Origin of the sequence: Anaerosolibacter carboniphilus, assembly GCF_014205875.1 — a bacterium.
In the GTDB taxonomy this organism is placed as follows: domain Bacteria; phylum Bacillota; class Clostridia; order Peptostreptococcales; family Thermotaleaceae; genus Anaerosolibacter; species Anaerosolibacter carboniphilus.
Genome location: NZ_JACHEN010000012.1, coordinates 111,263 through 127,587, shown reverse-complemented (window position 1 = coordinate 127,587; position 16,325 = coordinate 111,263). Strand labels below are relative to the sequence as shown.

20 protein-coding genes and 1 riboswitch are annotated in these 16,325 nt (G+C 38.7%); of the genes, 6 read left to right on the top strand and 14 right to left on the bottom strand.

The genetic code is table 11. The annotated features are described in order from the left end of the window. Window positions 1-44: 44 nt before the first annotated feature. Window positions 45-242: a hypothetical protein gene (locus tag HNQ80_RS11075; RefSeq protein ID WP_184310706.1), complete on the bottom strand. Its 198-nt coding sequence runs from the start codon at window positions 240-242 to the stop codon at window positions 45-47. 456 nt (window positions 243-698) lie between these two features. Between HNQ80_RS11075 and HNQ80_RS11070 the strand changes: the two genes are divergently transcribed. Genes HNQ80_RS11070 through HNQ80_RS11060 form a run of 3 tightly spaced genes read left to right on the top strand, consistent with a single transcriptional unit; the run spans window position 699 to window position 2,914 of the window. Beyond that, complete coding sequence (locus tag HNQ80_RS11070) at window positions 699-1,163, top strand: DUF2975 domain-containing protein (protein WP_184310705.1); 465 nt, start codon at window positions 699-701, stop codon at window positions 1,161-1,163. A gap of 12 nt (window positions 1,164-1,175) precedes the next feature. Further along, entirely contained in the window at window positions 1,176-1,406 is a 231-nt protein-coding gene (locus tag HNQ80_RS11065) for a helix-turn-helix domain-containing protein (protein ID WP_184310704.1), read from the top strand. 2 nt (window positions 1,407-1,408) lie between these two features. Continuing rightward, on the top strand, window positions 1,409-2,914 hold the full coding sequence (locus HNQ80_RS11060; RefSeq protein ID WP_184310703.1) for a DUF4153 domain-containing protein: 1,506 nt from the start codon (window positions 1,409-1,411) through the stop codon (window positions 2,912-2,914). A gap of 181 nt (window positions 2,915-3,095) precedes the next feature. Here the strand turns inward: HNQ80_RS11060 and HNQ80_RS11055 are convergent, their stop codons facing one another. Next, window positions 3,096-4,811, bottom strand: coding sequence for a glutamine--tRNA ligase/YqeY domain fusion protein (locus tag HNQ80_RS11055; protein WP_184310730.1), 1,716 nt, complete (start codon window positions 4,809-4,811; stop codon window positions 3,096-3,098). Between the two features lie 353 nt (window positions 4,812-5,164). Here HNQ80_RS11055 and HNQ80_RS11050 point away from each other — a divergent pair, with 353 nt between their 5' ends. Further along, window positions 5,165-6,172, top strand: coding sequence for a YeiH family protein (locus tag HNQ80_RS11050; RefSeq protein ID WP_330602834.1), 1,008 nt, complete (start codon window positions 5,165-5,167; stop codon window positions 6,170-6,172). Window positions 6,173-6,273: 101 nt separating this feature from the next. Then, window positions 6,274-6,639, top strand: a complete 366-nt coding sequence (locus tag HNQ80_RS11045) for a hypothetical protein (protein WP_243183171.1) — start codon at window positions 6,274-6,276, stop codon at window positions 6,637-6,639. 76 nt (window positions 6,640-6,715) lie between these two features. On the opposite strand, the gene HNQ80_RS11040 is transcribed toward HNQ80_RS11045, so the two are convergent. From HNQ80_RS11040 to HNQ80_RS11025, 4 genes are all read right to left on the bottom strand, one after another. Further along, window positions 6,716-6,904, bottom strand: a complete 189-nt coding sequence (locus HNQ80_RS11040; RefSeq protein ID WP_184310701.1) for a hypothetical protein — start codon at window positions 6,902-6,904, stop codon at window positions 6,716-6,718. A gap of 141 nt (window positions 6,905-7,045) precedes the next feature. After that, window positions 7,046-7,558, bottom strand: coding sequence for a GNAT family N-acetyltransferase (locus HNQ80_RS11035; RefSeq protein ID WP_184310700.1), 513 nt, complete (start codon window positions 7,556-7,558; stop codon window positions 7,046-7,048). Next, a complete protein-coding gene (locus tag HNQ80_RS11030) occupies window positions 7,551-7,703 on the bottom strand; it encodes a hypothetical protein (protein WP_184310699.1) in 153 nt (50 codons plus the stop codon). The genes HNQ80_RS11035 and HNQ80_RS11030 overlap by 8 nt, the downstream gene beginning before the upstream one ends. Further along, window positions 7,700-7,942 carry a hypothetical protein gene (locus HNQ80_RS11025; RefSeq protein ID WP_330602833.1) on the bottom strand — a complete coding sequence of 81 codons (243 nt, stop codon included), beginning with the start codon at window positions 7,940-7,942 and terminating at the stop codon, window positions 7,700-7,702. Before HNQ80_RS11025 ends, HNQ80_RS11030 begins: the two co-directional genes overlap by 4 nt. 149 nt (window positions 7,943-8,091) lie before the next feature. On the opposite strand from HNQ80_RS11025, the gene HNQ80_RS11020 reads away from it, so the two are divergent. Beyond that, a complete protein-coding gene (locus HNQ80_RS11020; protein WP_184310698.1) occupies window positions 8,092-8,646 on the top strand; it encodes a hypothetical protein in 555 nt (184 codons plus the stop codon). Here the strand turns inward: HNQ80_RS11020 and HNQ80_RS11015 are convergent, their stop codons facing one another. The 8 genes from HNQ80_RS11015 to HNQ80_RS10980 all read right to left on the bottom strand — a co-directional run bounded on the left by HNQ80_RS11015 (window position 8,647) and on the right by HNQ80_RS10980 (window position 16,231). Continuing rightward, window positions 8,647-8,829, bottom strand: coding sequence for a hypothetical protein (locus HNQ80_RS11015; protein ID WP_184310697.1), 183 nt, complete (start codon window positions 8,827-8,829; stop codon window positions 8,647-8,649). Window positions 8,830-8,948: 119 nt separating this feature from the next. Continuing rightward, window positions 8,949-9,362 (bottom strand): FMN-binding protein, encoded by a 414-nt coding sequence (locus HNQ80_RS11010; protein ID WP_330602832.1) that lies wholly within the window; start codon window positions 9,360-9,362, stop codon window positions 8,949-8,951. Between the two features lie 74 nt (window positions 9,363-9,436). Then, the gene (locus tag HNQ80_RS11005) at window positions 9,437-10,081 is read right to left on the bottom strand and encodes a class I SAM-dependent methyltransferase (RefSeq protein ID WP_184310695.1); all 645 of its coding nucleotides are present in this window, start codon (window positions 10,079-10,081) and stop codon (window positions 9,437-9,439) included. A 388-nt stretch (window positions 10,082-10,469) separates the two neighbouring features. Beyond that, window positions 10,470-10,572, bottom strand: a riboswitch (SAM riboswitch). A 110-nt stretch (window positions 10,573-10,682) separates the two neighbouring features. Continuing rightward, window positions 10,683-12,470: an NADH-dependent [FeFe] hydrogenase, group A6 gene (locus HNQ80_RS11000; RefSeq protein WP_184310694.1), complete on the bottom strand. Its 1,788-nt coding sequence runs from the start codon at window positions 12,468-12,470 to the stop codon at window positions 10,683-10,685. Between the two features lie 18 nt (window positions 12,471-12,488). Continuing rightward, window positions 12,489-14,135, bottom strand: a complete 1,647-nt coding sequence (locus HNQ80_RS10995; protein ID WP_184310693.1) for an NADH-ubiquinone oxidoreductase-F iron-sulfur binding region domain-containing protein — start codon at window positions 14,133-14,135, stop codon at window positions 12,489-12,491. 93 nt (window positions 14,136-14,228) lie between these two features. Beyond that, window positions 14,229-14,621, bottom strand: a complete 393-nt coding sequence (locus tag HNQ80_RS10990) for a (2Fe-2S) ferredoxin domain-containing protein (RefSeq protein ID WP_184310692.1) — start codon at window positions 14,619-14,621, stop codon at window positions 14,229-14,231. Window positions 14,622-14,632: 11 nt separating this feature from the next. Beyond that, window positions 14,633-15,145 (bottom strand): NADH-quinone oxidoreductase subunit NuoE family protein, encoded by a 513-nt coding sequence (locus HNQ80_RS10985; RefSeq protein WP_184310691.1) that lies wholly within the window; start codon window positions 15,143-15,145, stop codon window positions 14,633-14,635. A gap of 150 nt (window positions 15,146-15,295) precedes the next feature. After that, window positions 15,296-16,231 (bottom strand): AEC family transporter, encoded by a 936-nt coding sequence (locus HNQ80_RS10980; protein ID WP_184310690.1) that lies wholly within the window; start codon window positions 16,229-16,231, stop codon window positions 15,296-15,298. Between the last annotated feature and the right edge of the window lie 94 nt (window positions 16,232-16,325).

Below are 16,325 nucleotides of genomic sequence, written 5' to 3'. Positions count from 1 at the left end.
CCAGAGGTATCCCCTCTGGTATGATTCGTGCCAAAGCATCTATTCTACTTTTGATCCTTGTGGGTTTTGGTCATCAAACCAGGTACATTACCTCCGTCGATGCCACCTACATACCCAAATAATCTGGCTGGCAAAGCGGCGCGATCAAAAATTTTTCTTTCTACAACAATTTCTTCTCCTACCTCCATATCCAGCTTGCTTACTTCTTTCTCTTTGTTCTGTTCCCTCTTTCTTTTTTCCAAGATGTTCACCTCGTCATTCATTAGACTTATCCTTAGTGTTTGTCTCTGCTTTCTATGAATACGAGGCAAACTATGGATGATTTGGTAGCATTAAAAATACGGAATAAGCTTTTGGGCTTTATTCCGCATTTCTACTCTCTTGCTGCTTTTTGCGCTTCTCTCTATCATCTTCCTCCTGCAAACTAGCAATGATTACATCTACGATACACATTAAAATCACCTCTTGTATATTTTTAGAATTTTCTTAATATTTGATAATCTTACACTTATTATACCACATTTTTCTCAAAAGGAAAGATCAAATCATCACAATTTTATCATTCCACATCAAACAGAAGGTAATAAAAATATATTCTATAAAAATAAAAAATTATTGTTTTTCGATAATTTTTTATTGAAAAACTTTACTTTCTAATATATACTTATCTCAGAATACAATGAGGGAGGTATATAATCATGCGCATCATGGGGGAGAAATCACTGTCCGCTTTTGTAAAGCTAATGCTTGATTTTATATTTATAGGAGGCATTGGTATCTTTATTAGTCTGCCTAAAACGGTGAACTGGTATCTGAACTATATACATGCTAACGTCAGCATAGCCATCTATTATTTTCTTCTAGGGCTTTTAGCAATTACAGGAATTTTCGCATTGATCATCGTCTATGAAATCAGAAAAATATTCACCACATTAACCAGAAAAGACCCATTTATGATGGATAATGTGAGAAGCTTGAGGAGAATGGGCATTGCATCTTTTTTGATTGCTTTTTGTTATATTTTCAAAATTCTTTTTTACAATTCGTTTATGACCATTATCCTTGTCATGGTTTTCACCATTGCAGGCTTTTTCTCAATCATTTTGGCAGAAGTATTTCATCAGGCTATCATCGTAAAAGAAGAAAATGATTTTACTATATAGAGGAGGTTTATCATGCCGATTATTGTAAACTTAGACGTTATGATGGCAAAGCGAAAGATCAGTTCTTCTGAATTGGCTGATAAGCTAGGTATCACGAAGGCAAATCTATCTATTCTAAAGACAAACAAAGCAAAGGCCATTCGCTTTTCCACGTTGGAAACCATCTGTCAAATTCTCGACTGTCAGCCGGGAGATATTTTAGAATATGTACCTGATCATGAAACATCATCGGAGGAGGCTTAAATATGATAAAAGAAGGTCGACTACTATCCTATAGCATCTTATGGGGTATTCTGTTTAATTTCTTTTTTTACCGAAGTGCAGTAGGTATTTCTTTTCCCATTTTCATTGGTGTATCTTTTTACTTGTTTATTCGCGTATTGAAAGACAGCGATCGATTCAAGGTAAATCGCATATGGCTCTTTGCTGTCCCTATTACGTTGCTCTCCCTACGGTTCTTTCTAAGCAGCAACTACATCTTTCATTTTTTTAATTTCTTGGTTATTCTATTTTTATTTATAGGGATGGCCTTGGTGCTCTCTGGAAAGGAGAAAAGCGATTATGCCAATATCGGCTTTCCTTTCAAAATTATAGGTTCCGTATTTGCTCCAATAGCGTATTTTACTAAGCCCTATACATATCTCTACCAGCGATGGGTTTTTGGCAAAACAGAAAATAACTATACAGAACTAAAAAAGATAATACTAGGTATTCTTATTTCACTTCCATTATTGCTAGTCATTCTTTCCCTACTTAGTTCTGCGGACATGGTATTTCAGGAGATGCTGTTCTTTATTCCAACAAAATTATCCAAATTATTTGATAACACTGTTCTCGCTGATTATTTCCGTCAATTGCTATTAATTGTCTTTATGGCTACCTACACCTATGGTTTTATTTGGTTTTTATTTATACCTAAGAAAATTCCTATTGGAAATACCTCCGTACCTGAAACAGCAGCAACCGCATCCGTAAAAGCCAAGACAAACTTTTTTGATGGCACCATTCTAATGACTATTTTGGTTATCGTTAACGCTGTCTATCTGATTTTCTGTAGTATTCAGTTTGCGTTTCTCTTTAGTGGCGGGTTTAATACTCTCCCTGGGAATTTCACCTATGCGGCTTATGCGCGACAAGGATTTTTTCAGCTTCTGTTGGTTACCATGCTTAACTTTAGTATCATCTTGTTTAGTTTCTATGGCTTGAATCCTAATCAAGTTAGCGCCCAACGCTGGATCAAGCGATTACTTTTCCTCATGGGGATTTTCACTTATATCATGATCTATTCGTCCTATTACAGGATGGGCTTATACCAGCAGCAATACGGCTACACTTATTTAAGAATCTTTGTCTACTTCTTTTTATCTCTAGAGACGGTATTGCTGACGGCTACATTGATCTATATCTTTAAGCCGAGATTTCATTTAGCAAAGTTCTATATTATTACAGTCCTCGCTTTCTATGTGGGATTAAATTATTTAAATTTGGATGCTATGATTGCCCGAAATAATATCGACCGTTATTTTGAAACTGGTAAAGTTGATATCCACTATATCACAACACTCTCCTATGATGCAGTTCCTGAGTTAACGAGACTCCTTGAAAGTAAAGATTTTAATATCCAGCAGGCCCTCCGATACTATTATGATACCAAGGGCTCCATTGCCCGTCAGAAGGCTACTTGGAAAGAATTCAATCTATCTAGGCATAAAGCAGTTCAAGCTATGTCCACTTGGAGATTTAATAATTGATTCAGATAAAACTCAATACGTTGTAGAGGTGGAAGACGCTGTCCACCCTCCAGTATTTTGACTATGCTATCAGACGAAATCGGACGGACAGGGTCGTCCGTCCCTACGAAAGAATTCTAGTCAATGTTTGAATAACTCAAAAAAGGAGCACCTCCCTTTTCAGTGAGGTGCTCCTTTTATTTTATTGATTTTTCACTTTGTCCCAGGAGCTCTTTAAGGTTACAATTCTATTGAATACTGGAGCACCTTGCTTTGAATGCTTTGTATCCACACTAAAGTATCCGTGTCTTAAGAACTGATATCTTGTCCCTGGATCTGCCGTAGCAACTGACGGCTCGATATAGCACTCAGATAATATCTCCAGAGAGTTGGGATTTAATTTAACAGTCTGCTCTGTGTTTTCTTCGGTTTCATCCTCTTCCTTATCAACGACAAGGTAATCGTACAGACGAACCTCAGATTTTACAGCATGTTCAGCAGAAACCCAGTGAAGGGTTCCCTTTACCTTACGACCTGTAAACCCAGTACCACTCTTTGTTTCAGGGTCATAGGTACAACGGAGCTCAATGATTTCTCCCGTCTGCTCATCTTTAACAACTTCCTCGCATTTGATGAAATAGGCATTCTTCAAACGTACTTCCTGGCCTGGAGCCAATCGGAAGAATTTTTTTGGAGGCTCTTCCATGAAGTCCTCTTGCTCAATATAAATCACCCTTGAGAATGGTATCTGACGGGCGCCCATCTCAGGATTTTCAGGATTATTTTCAGCGTCCAGCATTTCTACCTGTCCCTCAGGATAATTCGTGATCACTACTTTCAAAGGCTTTAATACTGCCATGATCGTAGGTACCTTCATCTTTAAATCTTCACGAATACAGTGTTCAAGGAGTGTGATATCCACTTTACTGTTACTTTTGGATATCCCGATCAAATCACAGAATTTACGAATGGATTCAGGGGTATATCCTCTTCTCCTTAGTCCGGAAATCGTAGGCATTCTTGGATCATCCCATCCATCCACATAGTTTTCCTCCACAAGTTTACGAAGGTATCGCTTTCCCATGATCGTGTTCGTTAGATTTAGCTTCGCAAACTCAATCTGCTTTGGAGGTTCCTCAAAATTGAGTTCTTTCAAAGGCCAGTCATAAAGCGGTCGATGATCTTCGAACTCAAGGGTACAGATAGAGTGAGTGATTTTTTCCATGGCATCAGAGATCGGGTGAGCATAATCATACATTGGATAAATACACCATGCATTTCCAGTTCGATGATGCTCTACATGGGCAATACGATAAAGGACAGGATCCCTCATATTTAAATTCGATGACGCCATATCTATTTTTGCCCGAAGTACCCGTGAACCCTCTTTAAACTCTCCATTTCTCATCCGTTGAAATAAATCTAAATTCTCTTCAACAGAGCGGCTACGATAGGGGCTTTCGTTTCCTGGTTCTGTAAAAGAACCTCTGTATGCCTTCATTTCCTCTGGACTTAAATCACAAACATAAGCCTTGCCATCTTTGATCAACTGCACTGCATATTGATAGAGATCTTCGAAATAGTCAGAAGCATAGTATTCTCGATCCTCCCAATCAAATCCTAACCACTTCACATCTCGTTTGATAGAATCTACATATTCTACATCTTCCTTGATTGGGTTGGTATCATCAAAGCGCAGGTTGCATAATCCTCCGTACTGAGCTGCTAGACCGAAGTTCAAGCATATTGACTTGGCATGTCCTATATGAAGGTACCCATTTGGCTCTGGGGGAAAACGGGTATGCACTCTGTTTCCATATACACCCTCTGCCAAATCAGTATTAATGATATTCTGAATAAAATTGGTTGATTGATATGAATCTGCGGTAGCTTCATCCCCATTTGCGGGTTGATTCATGTCCAGCCTTTCGTTGTCATGTGCCATTTCTTTTATTCCTCCTTACCCATCTATCACTTATAATTGAATATTGAATACAAAAATAATCTAAAAAAATTATCATATATTGCTATCTATGGTATCATAAATTGCAAAATATTTCAAAAGAAAATCAAGTATATTGATGCAAATGAAAGCATTGCCATCCATATTATATAACAAATATAACAAAGTTTAAATGTATCATAACAACTTCTATGAAGATTTATTCAATATATATTGAAATTTTATTCCACTCACCTTCAAATTGACAACTCTTCTAAATATGAATAATATAAAATAGTAATCATTATAGGTAGAGGGAGTTGATGAAATTGTACTGGATTCAAGAGAATTTTCCTGGTTTACTACGTGTATTTATTATCGCAGTCATTTCTACCTGGCTGGGGAGCCTATTTCCCATCATAGGAGGCGCAGTTTTTGGTATCCTTATAGGTATTTTGATTAGCAATGTGATCGGTAAGCCTGAGCGTGCCTTACCAGGAATCAAGTTTGCATCTAAAAAAATTCTTCAATGGGCCATTATTTTATTGGGAGCTGGTCTAAGTTTATCTCAAGTCTGGAAAACAGGTGTTGAATCTCTCTATGTCATGCTTTTTACACTTTCTGCAGCCTTTATTTCAGCCTACAGCCTTGGAAAGTTAATGGGTGTACCTTTCCGCCTAACTTCTTTGATCGGTGTTGGCACTGCCATTTGCGGTGGCTCTGCTATTGCAGCGGTGTCACCCATTATCGAAGCTGAAGACATGGAGATTGCCTATTCTATTTCCACCATATTTTTGTTCAATGTGCTGGCTGTGTTGATTTTCCCCCCGTTAGGTCATCTTATGGAATTTTCTGATCAAGCCTTTGGATTATGGGCTGGCACAGCAATCAACGACACTTCCTCCGTTGTGGCAGCAGGCTATGCTTTTAGTAATATCGCTGGGGATTATGCCACCATTGTCAAACTCACGAGAACTACTATGATCATCCCTATTTCCTTAATTTTTGCTTTTATCACAGCCATAGCGAAAAAAAAGGAAGCAAAAAACAACCAAGATGTTTCCTACAGCATCAAGAGTATTTTCCCATGGTTCATTCTTTGGTTTTTGGTAGCATCCCTGCTAAATACACTAGGGTTGTTCCCTGCCAACTGGGTAGGTTATCTTAAGTTCTTAAGTAAATTCATGATTGTTATGGCATTATCTGCTATTGGTTTGAGCGCTGATTTTCGAAAAATGCTTAAGACCGGCATGAAGCCACTATTCCTGGGCTTGTTTGTATGGTTTGTTGTTTCCGTTGTAAGCTTGGTCGTTCAATTCTCAACGGGACAAATTTAATTTTCCTTTATGCACCCTGTTATCAAATCATACAGAATCTCCCCGTATCATTTTTAAGTTTTAAGAATATGATGTAATAAGTTTTATAAGGGGGAGTTCGCATGTACAACAATTTTCCTTATTATTTTAGATGCCCGCATCAGGAATCCATGCAAAGACAACTTCCAGGGCCGCCCTCCTTTGGATTACCTCCAGGTGCATCTCAGCCTTCTGGCCCACCACCAGGAATAAAACCCAAAAAATTATATTCTGCGTTAAAAGTAGATCCTGCTGGTATCGCACCCTGTAGGCTGCAGTTTACCTATATTTGGCTAAAGGACAAAAAAGACAGTACAGATCCTAAAGAATTTTGGACCTATATTGTATACGTCGGTCCTACATCAGTAGCTGGCTTTCGGTGGACTGGATCCAGATGGCTCTTTTGGGGAACAGATTTAAATAAGATCGATACGTTTACATGTTATTAAAGTTAAAGGAAGTGTAGCTTTTCTACACTTCCTTTAACTTTAATCGCGTCAGTTTATGAATGGACATTATCCAAAATCACTCTGTTGTCCCTTTATTTTTTTCTCCTAACTCATCTATTTTTAATACAATATCCCTAGCAGTCTTTAATCCTTCGCGATACCAGTATTGACTTTCTTTAAGGATCTTTCCCCTCTTTTCCTGCTCATTGATTCTACCAATGGAGAAATTTAATTCATCCAGGATGATTTTTATTTCTTTGCTCATAAAAAAATCCTCCAGTCATCAACAAAATTAAAGTTCTTGCTTAACATGAGATTTCCTATAAATTCATTGGAATTTCAGTATTTTTAAACATATTTATCTTTATGTTCATGTATCTCTTTAACATTTTCGTGCTATCGCTCGCTATGGTGTCTCGCCTACAGAGATTTCATAAACAAACTTATAGATCATCTCCACAGCCTCATCGAAAGCTTCCTTTGTCAACATCTCTGGAAAAGACATCAAAAGGAGTGGCAAATACTTTTGTCCATCCTCATAGGGTGGTTGCACATAATCATAGGTATTTAAAACAAAACCGTGCCTTTGATAAAATGCAATTCTATCCTGAGCCACTTTGTTTTCTGGTGGTTCTACTTCAAGAATAATTCCAGACCCAGAACTCTTTAACAATTCCTTTAGCATTTCAGTCCCGTATCCACTTCCCCGAAATTCTTTTTTTATAGCAAAATGCTCTATAAAAGCAAATAAAGGGAGTTCCCATATCCCCATAAATCCTATGAGCTGTCCCTCTTTCACATAGGGCTTCATCTTATATTGGGGGTTATCCAATAATCGCCATTGCTTGATACGACTCCTTCTTTCGTCGATGGGAAAGGCTTCCATATAAATTTCCCAAATTTCTTCAAAGTTATTCATTTCTTGTTCCCTCCTGCACAGCCTCTGCCATGAGACTTAACAAATGTTCTCGATTGTTTAATTCTGACTGCTCTAAAACCTTTTCTAGCAGATCATTTAATAATTTCCCTATCCCTTTTCCTTGTGGTACTCCAACAGCAATCAAATCATTTCCCTAGGTCTTCGATGATCTTCATACACGCCATCCACACGAAAGGTGGTAATCTCGTAATGCTCTTCCTGATCCACTACGGTAACAGTTCCATGCTGCAATCCCGTTGGCACCACCCGATACCCCTTTTTTTCAAGGATCTCGATTACCAGTTGAGGCTTTGCACTGGTACAAGCATCCCAATCCTTAGAAAGTTTTCCCAGTAAGGAATCCCTTACACATCCCCCTACCACATAAGCCTCGAATCCTTTATCCTCTAAGCTTTGCAGGGATCACTATCTTCATCTATCTCGTCTCCTTTTCCTTCACGAAAGAAATATTAATTTCCCCATTTTTGGGACATAATATGATGTATGAATATTATCGACAGGGATGGTTTCGTATGGATGTCATGGGATCAAAATTCAAATTAAGCAATAACGAATTGACTTATCTCCATAGTGTATTAAATAATGGTGCATTGATTCAACAAAAGGGCGATGGATTATCTGCCATCACCGCGGATCTGCAACTCATTCATTTGTCTCTAAAAGCTAAATTAGATAAAAAAATAATAAAAAAACAAAAGTCTTATGTTGTGCAATTTAATGTTTATGAGATTCTCTATATTCAGACGATGCTAGAATTCCTTATTCCCTATCTAAATACGCGATCTGCAGAATACCAAGTTTTTTTGTTTGATCATAGGCATAATTTAAGCCCCCAACAGTTCTTAGAAATCAAAGGAGTTCACCAAGGTATTTTCTCCTTCTACCGCTCTATGTGCAAGCTTATGGATAAAATCAATCAACTGGAACCCTATTATAAAAAAGCCTTTTACGAAATTATGAATATGTCCTTAGAGGAGAGAGTCAATGCCCTCCTAAAAATTGATGAGCACCTTCAAAAAAAACAGCAAGAAGCTGCCAATGTAATCTATATCCATACAAAGGTATAATTACCAACCCATATAATCATGCAGTGCTTCATATACCTGCAATAGCGCCTTTGGACTATTGGCATCGATCCGTTCAATGATAAATTTCTTCTCCTGCTCCGTGAGTTCCCCCATGGCCTTTGCAACTTCTTCCAACTTTTGTGCCAAACCATAAAGCTCCTTTACCCCCTGTTTTTCAAACATAATCTTTGCCTCCCTCGATCACCTTTTTATTGTATTTCATTCAATATTAATTTGCATGATACTAGAACGCCTTTAAATGGCTAAACATTCAATTCCTCCAATCCACCAGTAATGACTTATTATTCTGGTGAATTTAGCAATGCTTTCTCAATGGCTTTCAAGATAACCTTGCTGCTTGATGTAGCACCACTGATGAAATCTACCTCCAAGGATTGCGCATCTATTACCCTTTGAGGGATGATCTCTGCAGGTTCACCGCGACCATTCAGATGCCTCTCTAGTTTGATATCTATGATCTTATGATCCTTCACAATCACCGTTACATCAGCCCCAACCCAAATTGCATCATGGCTTCCCCTATAGGTACCATCTTGAATCTTCGATAAATCCACCTCATTTATGGTGATCGCCCCTATCATTTGTCGATATTCTTTGAGTGTCTTATAGTAATCAAAAAACTCATAGCTGCCAATGGCCCCTATTATTATCAAGACTAAAATCAAGATAGGAATCCATCTTTTTTTTTCAGTCACTTGGAACACCTCCATTCATCTCTTATATTCTCATTATTTCATTAAATTCCTTCTCTTCATTATCCGTATGGTCTCTAATCCTCTTTTCTGCCACAGACTACCCAAACATATTTATTCATCTTCTTCATTTCATAAGTATAATTTTTTTCTCTAAAAAGTTCACTGATATCCTCCACATACTCATAATACCTAGTATTTAAATCATTTAAAAGCTTTGCTGCACCTCTTGCCTTTACGTGCTTCAATAAATCTTTTTTCGACTTGGCAGATACATACATTACATCAGCAATTACAATTTTTCCTCCAACGGTGAGAAAGCTATCAAAATAATCTATGGCTTTTTTCTTCTCAGCATAGGAAAGATAATGGAACCCAAAGGACGTTACAATGGCATCTACAGGGGATGTAATTGGAATTGATAAAAAATGCCCATCCAATATGGGAATATTGGGCACTCTCAAACTTGCAGCCATTCTCATTTTCTCAGATGGCTCTATCCCGATTACACGGAAACCATTTTGGCTTAGCAACTTGGTTAGATTTCCTATCCCAACAGCAATTTCAATAATGGTACTATCTACATTATCTGATACCTTCTCACATATGTATTTGAGTATCTTATCATGACTTTCAAAGACTTCCTCATACTCTTTATCCAAGCCATATATTGTCTCATCATAATTTGAAGTACGCTTTTCTAAAGCCATCTCTTCTCTCATATCATCCCCTCCAAATCCATTTTATTGTTTTTTGAGCATTCACTTATACTCATTTCCAATGTATCCAAACTACATATATTTAACTGTGATGTGTCAAATTGCATTTTCCATGGCTATATCTCATCACTCCCTTGCTCCCAGTTTGATTATTACAGTATAGATACTAGAAATTTTTTTGAACAAAGTTGCCTATCGGCAATTTGTTTTCGCTAGGAAACCCTAGGTTTCCTTCGACGCCTGCAAAGCAGGCTGAGCACCTTCCTGAAAACGGCAAAGGGGAAATCCCCTCTGCACACCCCATATCTAGGAAATCAAAAACCATAATTTCCTAGATATTAAAAAATTAACCCTCTTTCGTAATGAAAGAGGGCTATTCACCGTAGTTCCTCTCACATTTTCCAGTACTTTTACTGTCGGACTTGGCACCGCTGCTCGAAAAAGCCGGTTGCCGGGTTTCATAGGGCCGATCCCTCCACCTCTCTGAATATGAGTTTACTCTATATTTAACTGTTATTAGATAATTTATCAGTTTATGCTTCTCCTGTCAACATGCTTTTTATTAAGTATAGCCCGCGTTGACCTGTTATTAAATCCTAAATATCTAAATTCTCTCTCTTTCTTCAAAATGGGTATGTAAAAGTTTATGGGCCAATTCTCCGAAAGGTTCCCCTAGATATTCTCTATACAGCTCCAATATTTCCTTATTTTCATGGGACTTTCTTATTTTCTTGTTTCTATCTTCTTCGTAAATAGCTTCCCGACGTTTCTTAACGATCTCGTGGTTGCCGTGATGATATGGCTGACCGCCGCCTCCAATACAGCCTCCTGGACAAGCCATAATTTCTATAGCATGATAATCCGCCTTCCCCTCCCTGATTTCTTCCAGGATGACTCGAGCATTTCCCAACCCGCTGGCGATACCAATTTTCAATTCCTGATCACCAATCTTAACGGTAGCCTTTCGAATACCTTCCATTCCCCTTAATTGTTCAAATTCAACATTTTCTAGCGTTTCCCCCGTCATCCATTCATAAGCCGTGCGAACAGCAGCTTCAATAACACCACCAGCTGTACCAAAGATGACCGATGCACCCGTAGTTTCTCCTAACGGTCTATCAAACTCACTATCAGGCAGTCTATCAAACTCTATTCCTGCTTCTTTGATCATGGCTCCAAGTTCCCGGGTTGTGATCACGATATCCACATTGTTATGCTCATCCTTTGTAAGCTCTGGTCTCTTTGCCTCTGCTTTTTTTGCAATGCAAGGCATGATAGACACAACCACGATGTTGTCAGGATCTATCCCGTTTTTCTCAGCATAATATGTTTTGGCAATGGTTCCAAACATGATATGGGGTGATTTACACGTGGATGGCACATGGAGCAGTTCTGGGAACTGATGCTCTATAAACTTCACCCATGCAGGGCAACAGTTTGTTAGAATTGGTAATGTCTTATTGTTCTTAATCCTATAGATTAATTCTGAAGCCTCCTCCATAATGGTAAGATCTGCGCCAAAGTCCGTATCAAATACGCCGTCAAATCCCATGCGTTTTAAGGCCGTTACCATTTTTCCCGTTACAATGGTTCCTGCTTCCATGCCAAATAGTTCACCTAGCGCCACACGAATAGCTGGAGCAGTCTGAACAATCACATGCTTATCTGGATCATTCAATGCCTCCCATACCTTATCCACGTGGTATACTTCTGTAAGGGCTGCCGTAGGACATACTTGTACACATTGACCACAGTAGGTGCAAGAAGATTCCACCATAGGTATATTTGCAAAAGGTCCTACAAAAGCATTAAATCCTCTTCCGATTCCAGACAATATACCACAGGTTTGTATCACATTACAACCCGTTTCACACCGTCTGCAATAGATGCATTTATTGGCGTCCTTTACAATGGCATCACTGGATAAGTCCTTGGGATAATCCATTCGTTCTCCTTCCCATCGGATTTCCCTCACGTTCAACTCTTCTGCCAAAGCCTGCAGCTCGCATTCTAAATTTTTAGGACATGTAAAACACTCGTTGGGATGATTGGACAGTAAGAGCTCTACCGCCATTCTCCTAGCATTGATGGCACGAAGGGTATCGGTACGAATGATCATTCCTTCATAAGCCTTTGTCACGCAAGCAGGCACAAGCTTGTTGCGGTTTTGATTGCCGCCATCTACCAGTTCAACCATGCAAACCCTGCATGATGCTGTTTTGTTATACAATTGCAAATCATGGAGATCCAGATGGCATAGGGTAGGAATTTTCACTCCCACCTCATGGGCAGACTCTAGAATCGTTATTCCTTCTGGTACCGTCAGGTCCTGATCGTTAATTTTTATCTGAATTTTTTTCCTATCTTTATATTTTTCTTGATTTTCAGCCATAATTTCACCTCGCTTAATTTAGGACTTCATACCGATCTTATTCTTCGGAACATATTTTCCTTCCCCTTGTGGATGATCCTCATCCTTGATAAACGCCAAATACTCATCCCAGAAATGTTTCATGGTACTAATGATAGGATTGGGTGCTGTTTGACATAGACCACACAAGGCGCTATCCTTCACCATATAGGCCAATTGCTTCATCGCATCTAGATCCGCCATGGTAGCCTTGCCGCTGGTTATTTTATGAAGCATCTCAAACAATCTTTTGGTACCGATTCGTCCTGGGCCACATTTTCCGCAGGCCTCGTCCATGGTAAATTCAAGATAGAATTTTGCAATGTTCACCATATTGTCATCCTCATCCATGACAATCATACCACCGGATCCCATCATAGAACCACGTGCAATAAGACTATCATAATCAATGGGAGTATCCAGCCCTTCTTCTGTAATCACGCCTCCCGATGGCCCGCCGGTTTGTACAGCTTTAAACCTCTTCCCTTTAGGAATTCCTCCTCCAATATCAAAAATAATCTCACGAAGGGTAATTCCCATGGGCACCTCCACAAGACCTACGTTGTTGATCTTGCCTGCTAAGGCAAAAACCTTTGTCCCCTTGCTCTTTTCTGTACCCATAGATGCAAACCAGTCTGCTCCCTTTATGATGATGGAAGGGACATTGGCAAAGGTCTCCACATTATTCACACAAGTCGGATGACCCCAGTATCCTTCCTCCGCTGGATAAGGCGGTTTAAAATTGGGTTCTCCTCTTTTCCCTTCGCATGAATTAATCAGTGCTGTTTCTTCACCACAAACAAAGGCACCAGCTCCGTATTTTAAGCTAATGTCAAAGCTAAAATCTGTTCCGAAAATGTTCTTTCCAATCAATCCAAACTCTCTAGCCTGCTTTAATGCTGTATTCAATCTAGCGATGGCCAATGGATATTCTGCGCGAATGTAGATGATGCCTTTGTCCGCACCGATGGCATAGGCGCCTATGGCCATGGCCTCCAATACGCTATGAGGGTCACCTTCTAGTATGCTTCGATCCATGAATGCTCCTGGGTCACCCTCATCGGCATTGCAAATCATGAATTTTACATCACGCTCTTGCTTCTTGGTAATCTCCCATTTAAGTCCTGTAGGAAAACCTCCGCCGCCTCGTCCTCTCAAACCTGACCTTTTTACCTCTTCAATCACTTGATCTCTTGTCATCTGGGTAATGGCTTTCCCTAAGGCCTCGTAGCCACCCAATGCAATATAGTCATAGATATCCTCTGGATTAATCAAGCCACAGTTACGAAGGGCAACTCTTAGCTGCTTTTTATAAAAGGGCATATCTTCTTGTTTCTTTATTTTTTCCTTTTCATTTGGTTCCACATATAAAAGCCGTTCCACTTTTCTACCTTTAATGATATGCTCATCAATAATATCCTTGGCATCCTTAGGACTTACTCTGACATAAAATACATTGTCCGGTTCGACCTTTACGATGGGGCCTTGTTCGCAAAAGCCAAAACAACCAGTTTTGATAATCTGTACTTCCTCAGCATATCCCCGGGCCTTTGCAATTACCTCTAAATTTTTTAATACCTTTTCACTTTCGCTTGCCAAACAGCCTGTACCACAACAAACCATGATATTTGTACGAGTGCTTGCCATGGCTAACCTCCTCTGCATAATTAATATTTAATGCTAAGATATGATATTTCAACAACCATGATAGCTTATCCATAATTCTATAAACTCTATTTTCTAAGCTCTTTCAAAATCCACATGTAAAATCAGACTTTCTACCGGTTTTCCACCTTTGATGTGTTTTTCTAATATCTCCCGAACCTTGTTTTCCTTTACATTTCCATAAAGTACAGGCCTTTGACCCGGTATATTCACCTGTACTGTTGGTTCTGAATGACAATATCCTATGCAGCCCACTGGTACTACCTTGACATTGTCCATCCTTTCACTGGATAGTAGATTTACAAAGGTATTGAGGGTCTCTCTTGCACCTGAAGAAATCCCACAGGTGGCCATACCGATTAATATCTCGATTTTGTCTCCGGTTACTTCCCCATGCTCCCGTAATCGTACTTGATTTGAATGCTCTTCTCTTATCTTTCTTAATTCATCTAGGGTTTTGATCTTCATGATTTTGCCTCCTAACTGCGATATGCTTTGATAATATCATCTAAATCTTCTTCCTTTACCCGTCCATATACCTTGTCATCCACCGTCACTACGGGGGCAAGGCCGCAGGCACCTATACAACGGACATCTCTCAACGTAAAAAGACCATCCTCGGTGATTTCATTAGATTCAACGCCGAGCTTTTCCTTAAACTTCTCAATCACCTTGTCAGCACCCCTAACAAAGCAAGCCGTTCCCATACAGATACTTAGGGTGTGCTTTCCCCTTGGCTTCGTCGTAAAATAAGAATAAAAGCTTACGACACCAAAAACCTCTGCCCCAGGAATACCCAGTTTTCTGGCAATATAAAGCTGTACATCCCTTGGAAGATACCCAAATATATCCTGGGCTTTATGAAGAATTTCAATCAAAGCTCCCTTTGTAGTTTCCAAATTATCGATAAAGGTTTCCAGTTCGTTAAATTTTTCTTCAGGTAAATCTTCACTTATGGGTTTTGTTACACTAATGGTTTGTGGTTTTGTCACGATATTCACCATCCTTTCCAATTATTGAAAAACTTACTATCTCCAATAATATTTCCGTTTCCTAAAACATTTAATACATATTTTGGAATGTTTTATTAAAATCAAAAGGCAGTTCACCTTAGTGAACTGCCTTTTGATTTTAATAAAATTCTATATGGTCAAAACAAATAGAATATATACTGCTATCGTAACAACCGTATTTAATACAACCGTGTTGTTTGTTAATTCTTCATGTTCTTTTGTGCTATAATTTCCAACAAATATCGATAATGACAGGGGGGGAGGCAGAATCAAAAATGTAAAGTACGCATAATCAAACATCACATCTGTCATCACGAGGCGATCCATAATAAAAAACTTAAATACATAACCTATGATTAAAATGCTTATACTCCGAAGCAAGACAAATTGTATGCTTTGTCTCATGTACTTTTTATCGAATTTGAGTCCATACCCTACAATGATTAATATTAAAGGTGTAGCCAAATTGGACAAATACTGAAGCGTAGTATAGAGCCCCTTTGTAAAGGAATACTCCTGTATCCATACTCCCAAACCCATGATATTCAATACAACGCCTAAAACCACACTAATGATCAAAGGAGATTTGATCATTTCCTTGGCTATATCCATGGAGAGTCTCTCATTCTTAAGCTTCATCCTCATAAGCGTTATAAATACAAACCAAATAAAGAATTCGTGCCCAACGCCAAGAATCGATAGTTTCCCTATATTCTCATTGCCGAAAACTGTGCCAAAAAGAGTTATTCCCAGTAGTCCAAAGGCATTTCCTGTTATGATGAAAGGTATTAAGGGATGGCGTAATCCTTTTAACCGATTCAATCCCACACCTATGCTATACAATATACATAGCAAAACAAAAATCAACAAACAAAGGAGAAAATATTCTGCCTTCAATTCCATGTTAATAAAAGCAAGAAAAAGAACAGAAGAGAGGGCAACATCCATTACAACCTTCTTTATCTCATCAATGGTGCTTTGGCTTAATATATGTTTATAACTCAAATAGCGCCCAAAAGCAATCAATAAAAGTATCGGTATGATTTTTGCAACGATATCTGCCATTATTTTGACCTACCTTTACACTTTTGTAATACCTCGTATTATATATCTGTATACTGTATATTGTCAAATAAAAATAAAAACCGATTAATCCAAA

What these genes read in the sequence shown, in the direction of transcription:
- HNQ80_RS11065 (WP_184310704.1), top strand. Translation starts at nt 1,176, where the DNA reads ATGCCGATTATTGTAAACTTAGACGTTATGATGGCAAAGCGAAAGATC.
- HNQ80_RS11005 (WP_184310695.1), bottom strand. Translation starts at nt 10,081, where the DNA reads ATGAGAGAAGAGATGGCTTTAGAAAAGCGTACTTCAAATTATGATGAG.
- HNQ80_RS11045 (WP_243183171.1), top strand. Translation starts at nt 6,274, where the DNA reads ATGTACAACAATTTTCCTTATTATTTTAGATGCCCGCATCAGGAATCC.
- HNQ80_RS11015 (WP_184310697.1), bottom strand. Translation starts at nt 8,829, where the DNA reads ATGTTTGAAAAACAGGGGGTAAAGGAGCTTTATGGTTTGGCACAAAAG.
- HNQ80_RS11070 (WP_184310705.1), top strand. Translation starts at nt 699, where the DNA reads ATGCGCATCATGGGGGAGAAATCACTGTCCGCTTTTGTAAAGCTAATG.
- HNQ80_RS11020 (WP_184310698.1), top strand. Translation starts at nt 8,092, where the DNA reads ATGGATGTCATGGGATCAAAATTCAAATTAAGCAATAACGAATTGACT.
- HNQ80_RS11060 (WP_184310703.1), top strand. Translation starts at nt 1,409, where the DNA reads ATGATAAAAGAAGGTCGACTACTATCCTATAGCATCTTATGGGGTATT.
- HNQ80_RS10990 (WP_184310692.1), bottom strand. Translation starts at nt 14,621, where the DNA reads ATGAAGATCAAAACCCTAGATGAATTAAGAAAGATAAGAGAAGAGCAT.
- HNQ80_RS11035 (WP_184310700.1), bottom strand. Translation starts at nt 7,558, where the DNA reads ATGAATAACTTTGAAGAAATTTGGGAAATTTATATGGAAGCCTTTCCC.
- HNQ80_RS11040 (WP_184310701.1), bottom strand. Translation starts at nt 6,904, where the DNA reads ATGAGCAAAGAAATAAAAATCATCCTGGATGAATTAAATTTCTCCATT.
- HNQ80_RS10980 (WP_184310690.1), bottom strand. Translation starts at nt 16,231, where the DNA reads ATGGCAGATATCGTTGCAAAAATCATACCGATACTTTTATTGATTGCT.
- HNQ80_RS11055 (WP_184310730.1), bottom strand. Translation starts at nt 4,811, where the DNA reads ATGAATCAACCCGCAAATGGGGATGAAGCTACCGCAGATTCATATCAA.
- HNQ80_RS10995 (WP_184310693.1), bottom strand. Translation starts at nt 14,135, where the DNA reads ATGGCAAGCACTCGTACAAATATCATGGTTTGTTGTGGTACAGGCTGT.
- HNQ80_RS11000 (WP_184310694.1), bottom strand. Translation starts at nt 12,470, where the DNA reads ATGGCTGAAAATCAAGAAAAATATAAAGATAGGAAAAAAATTCAGATA.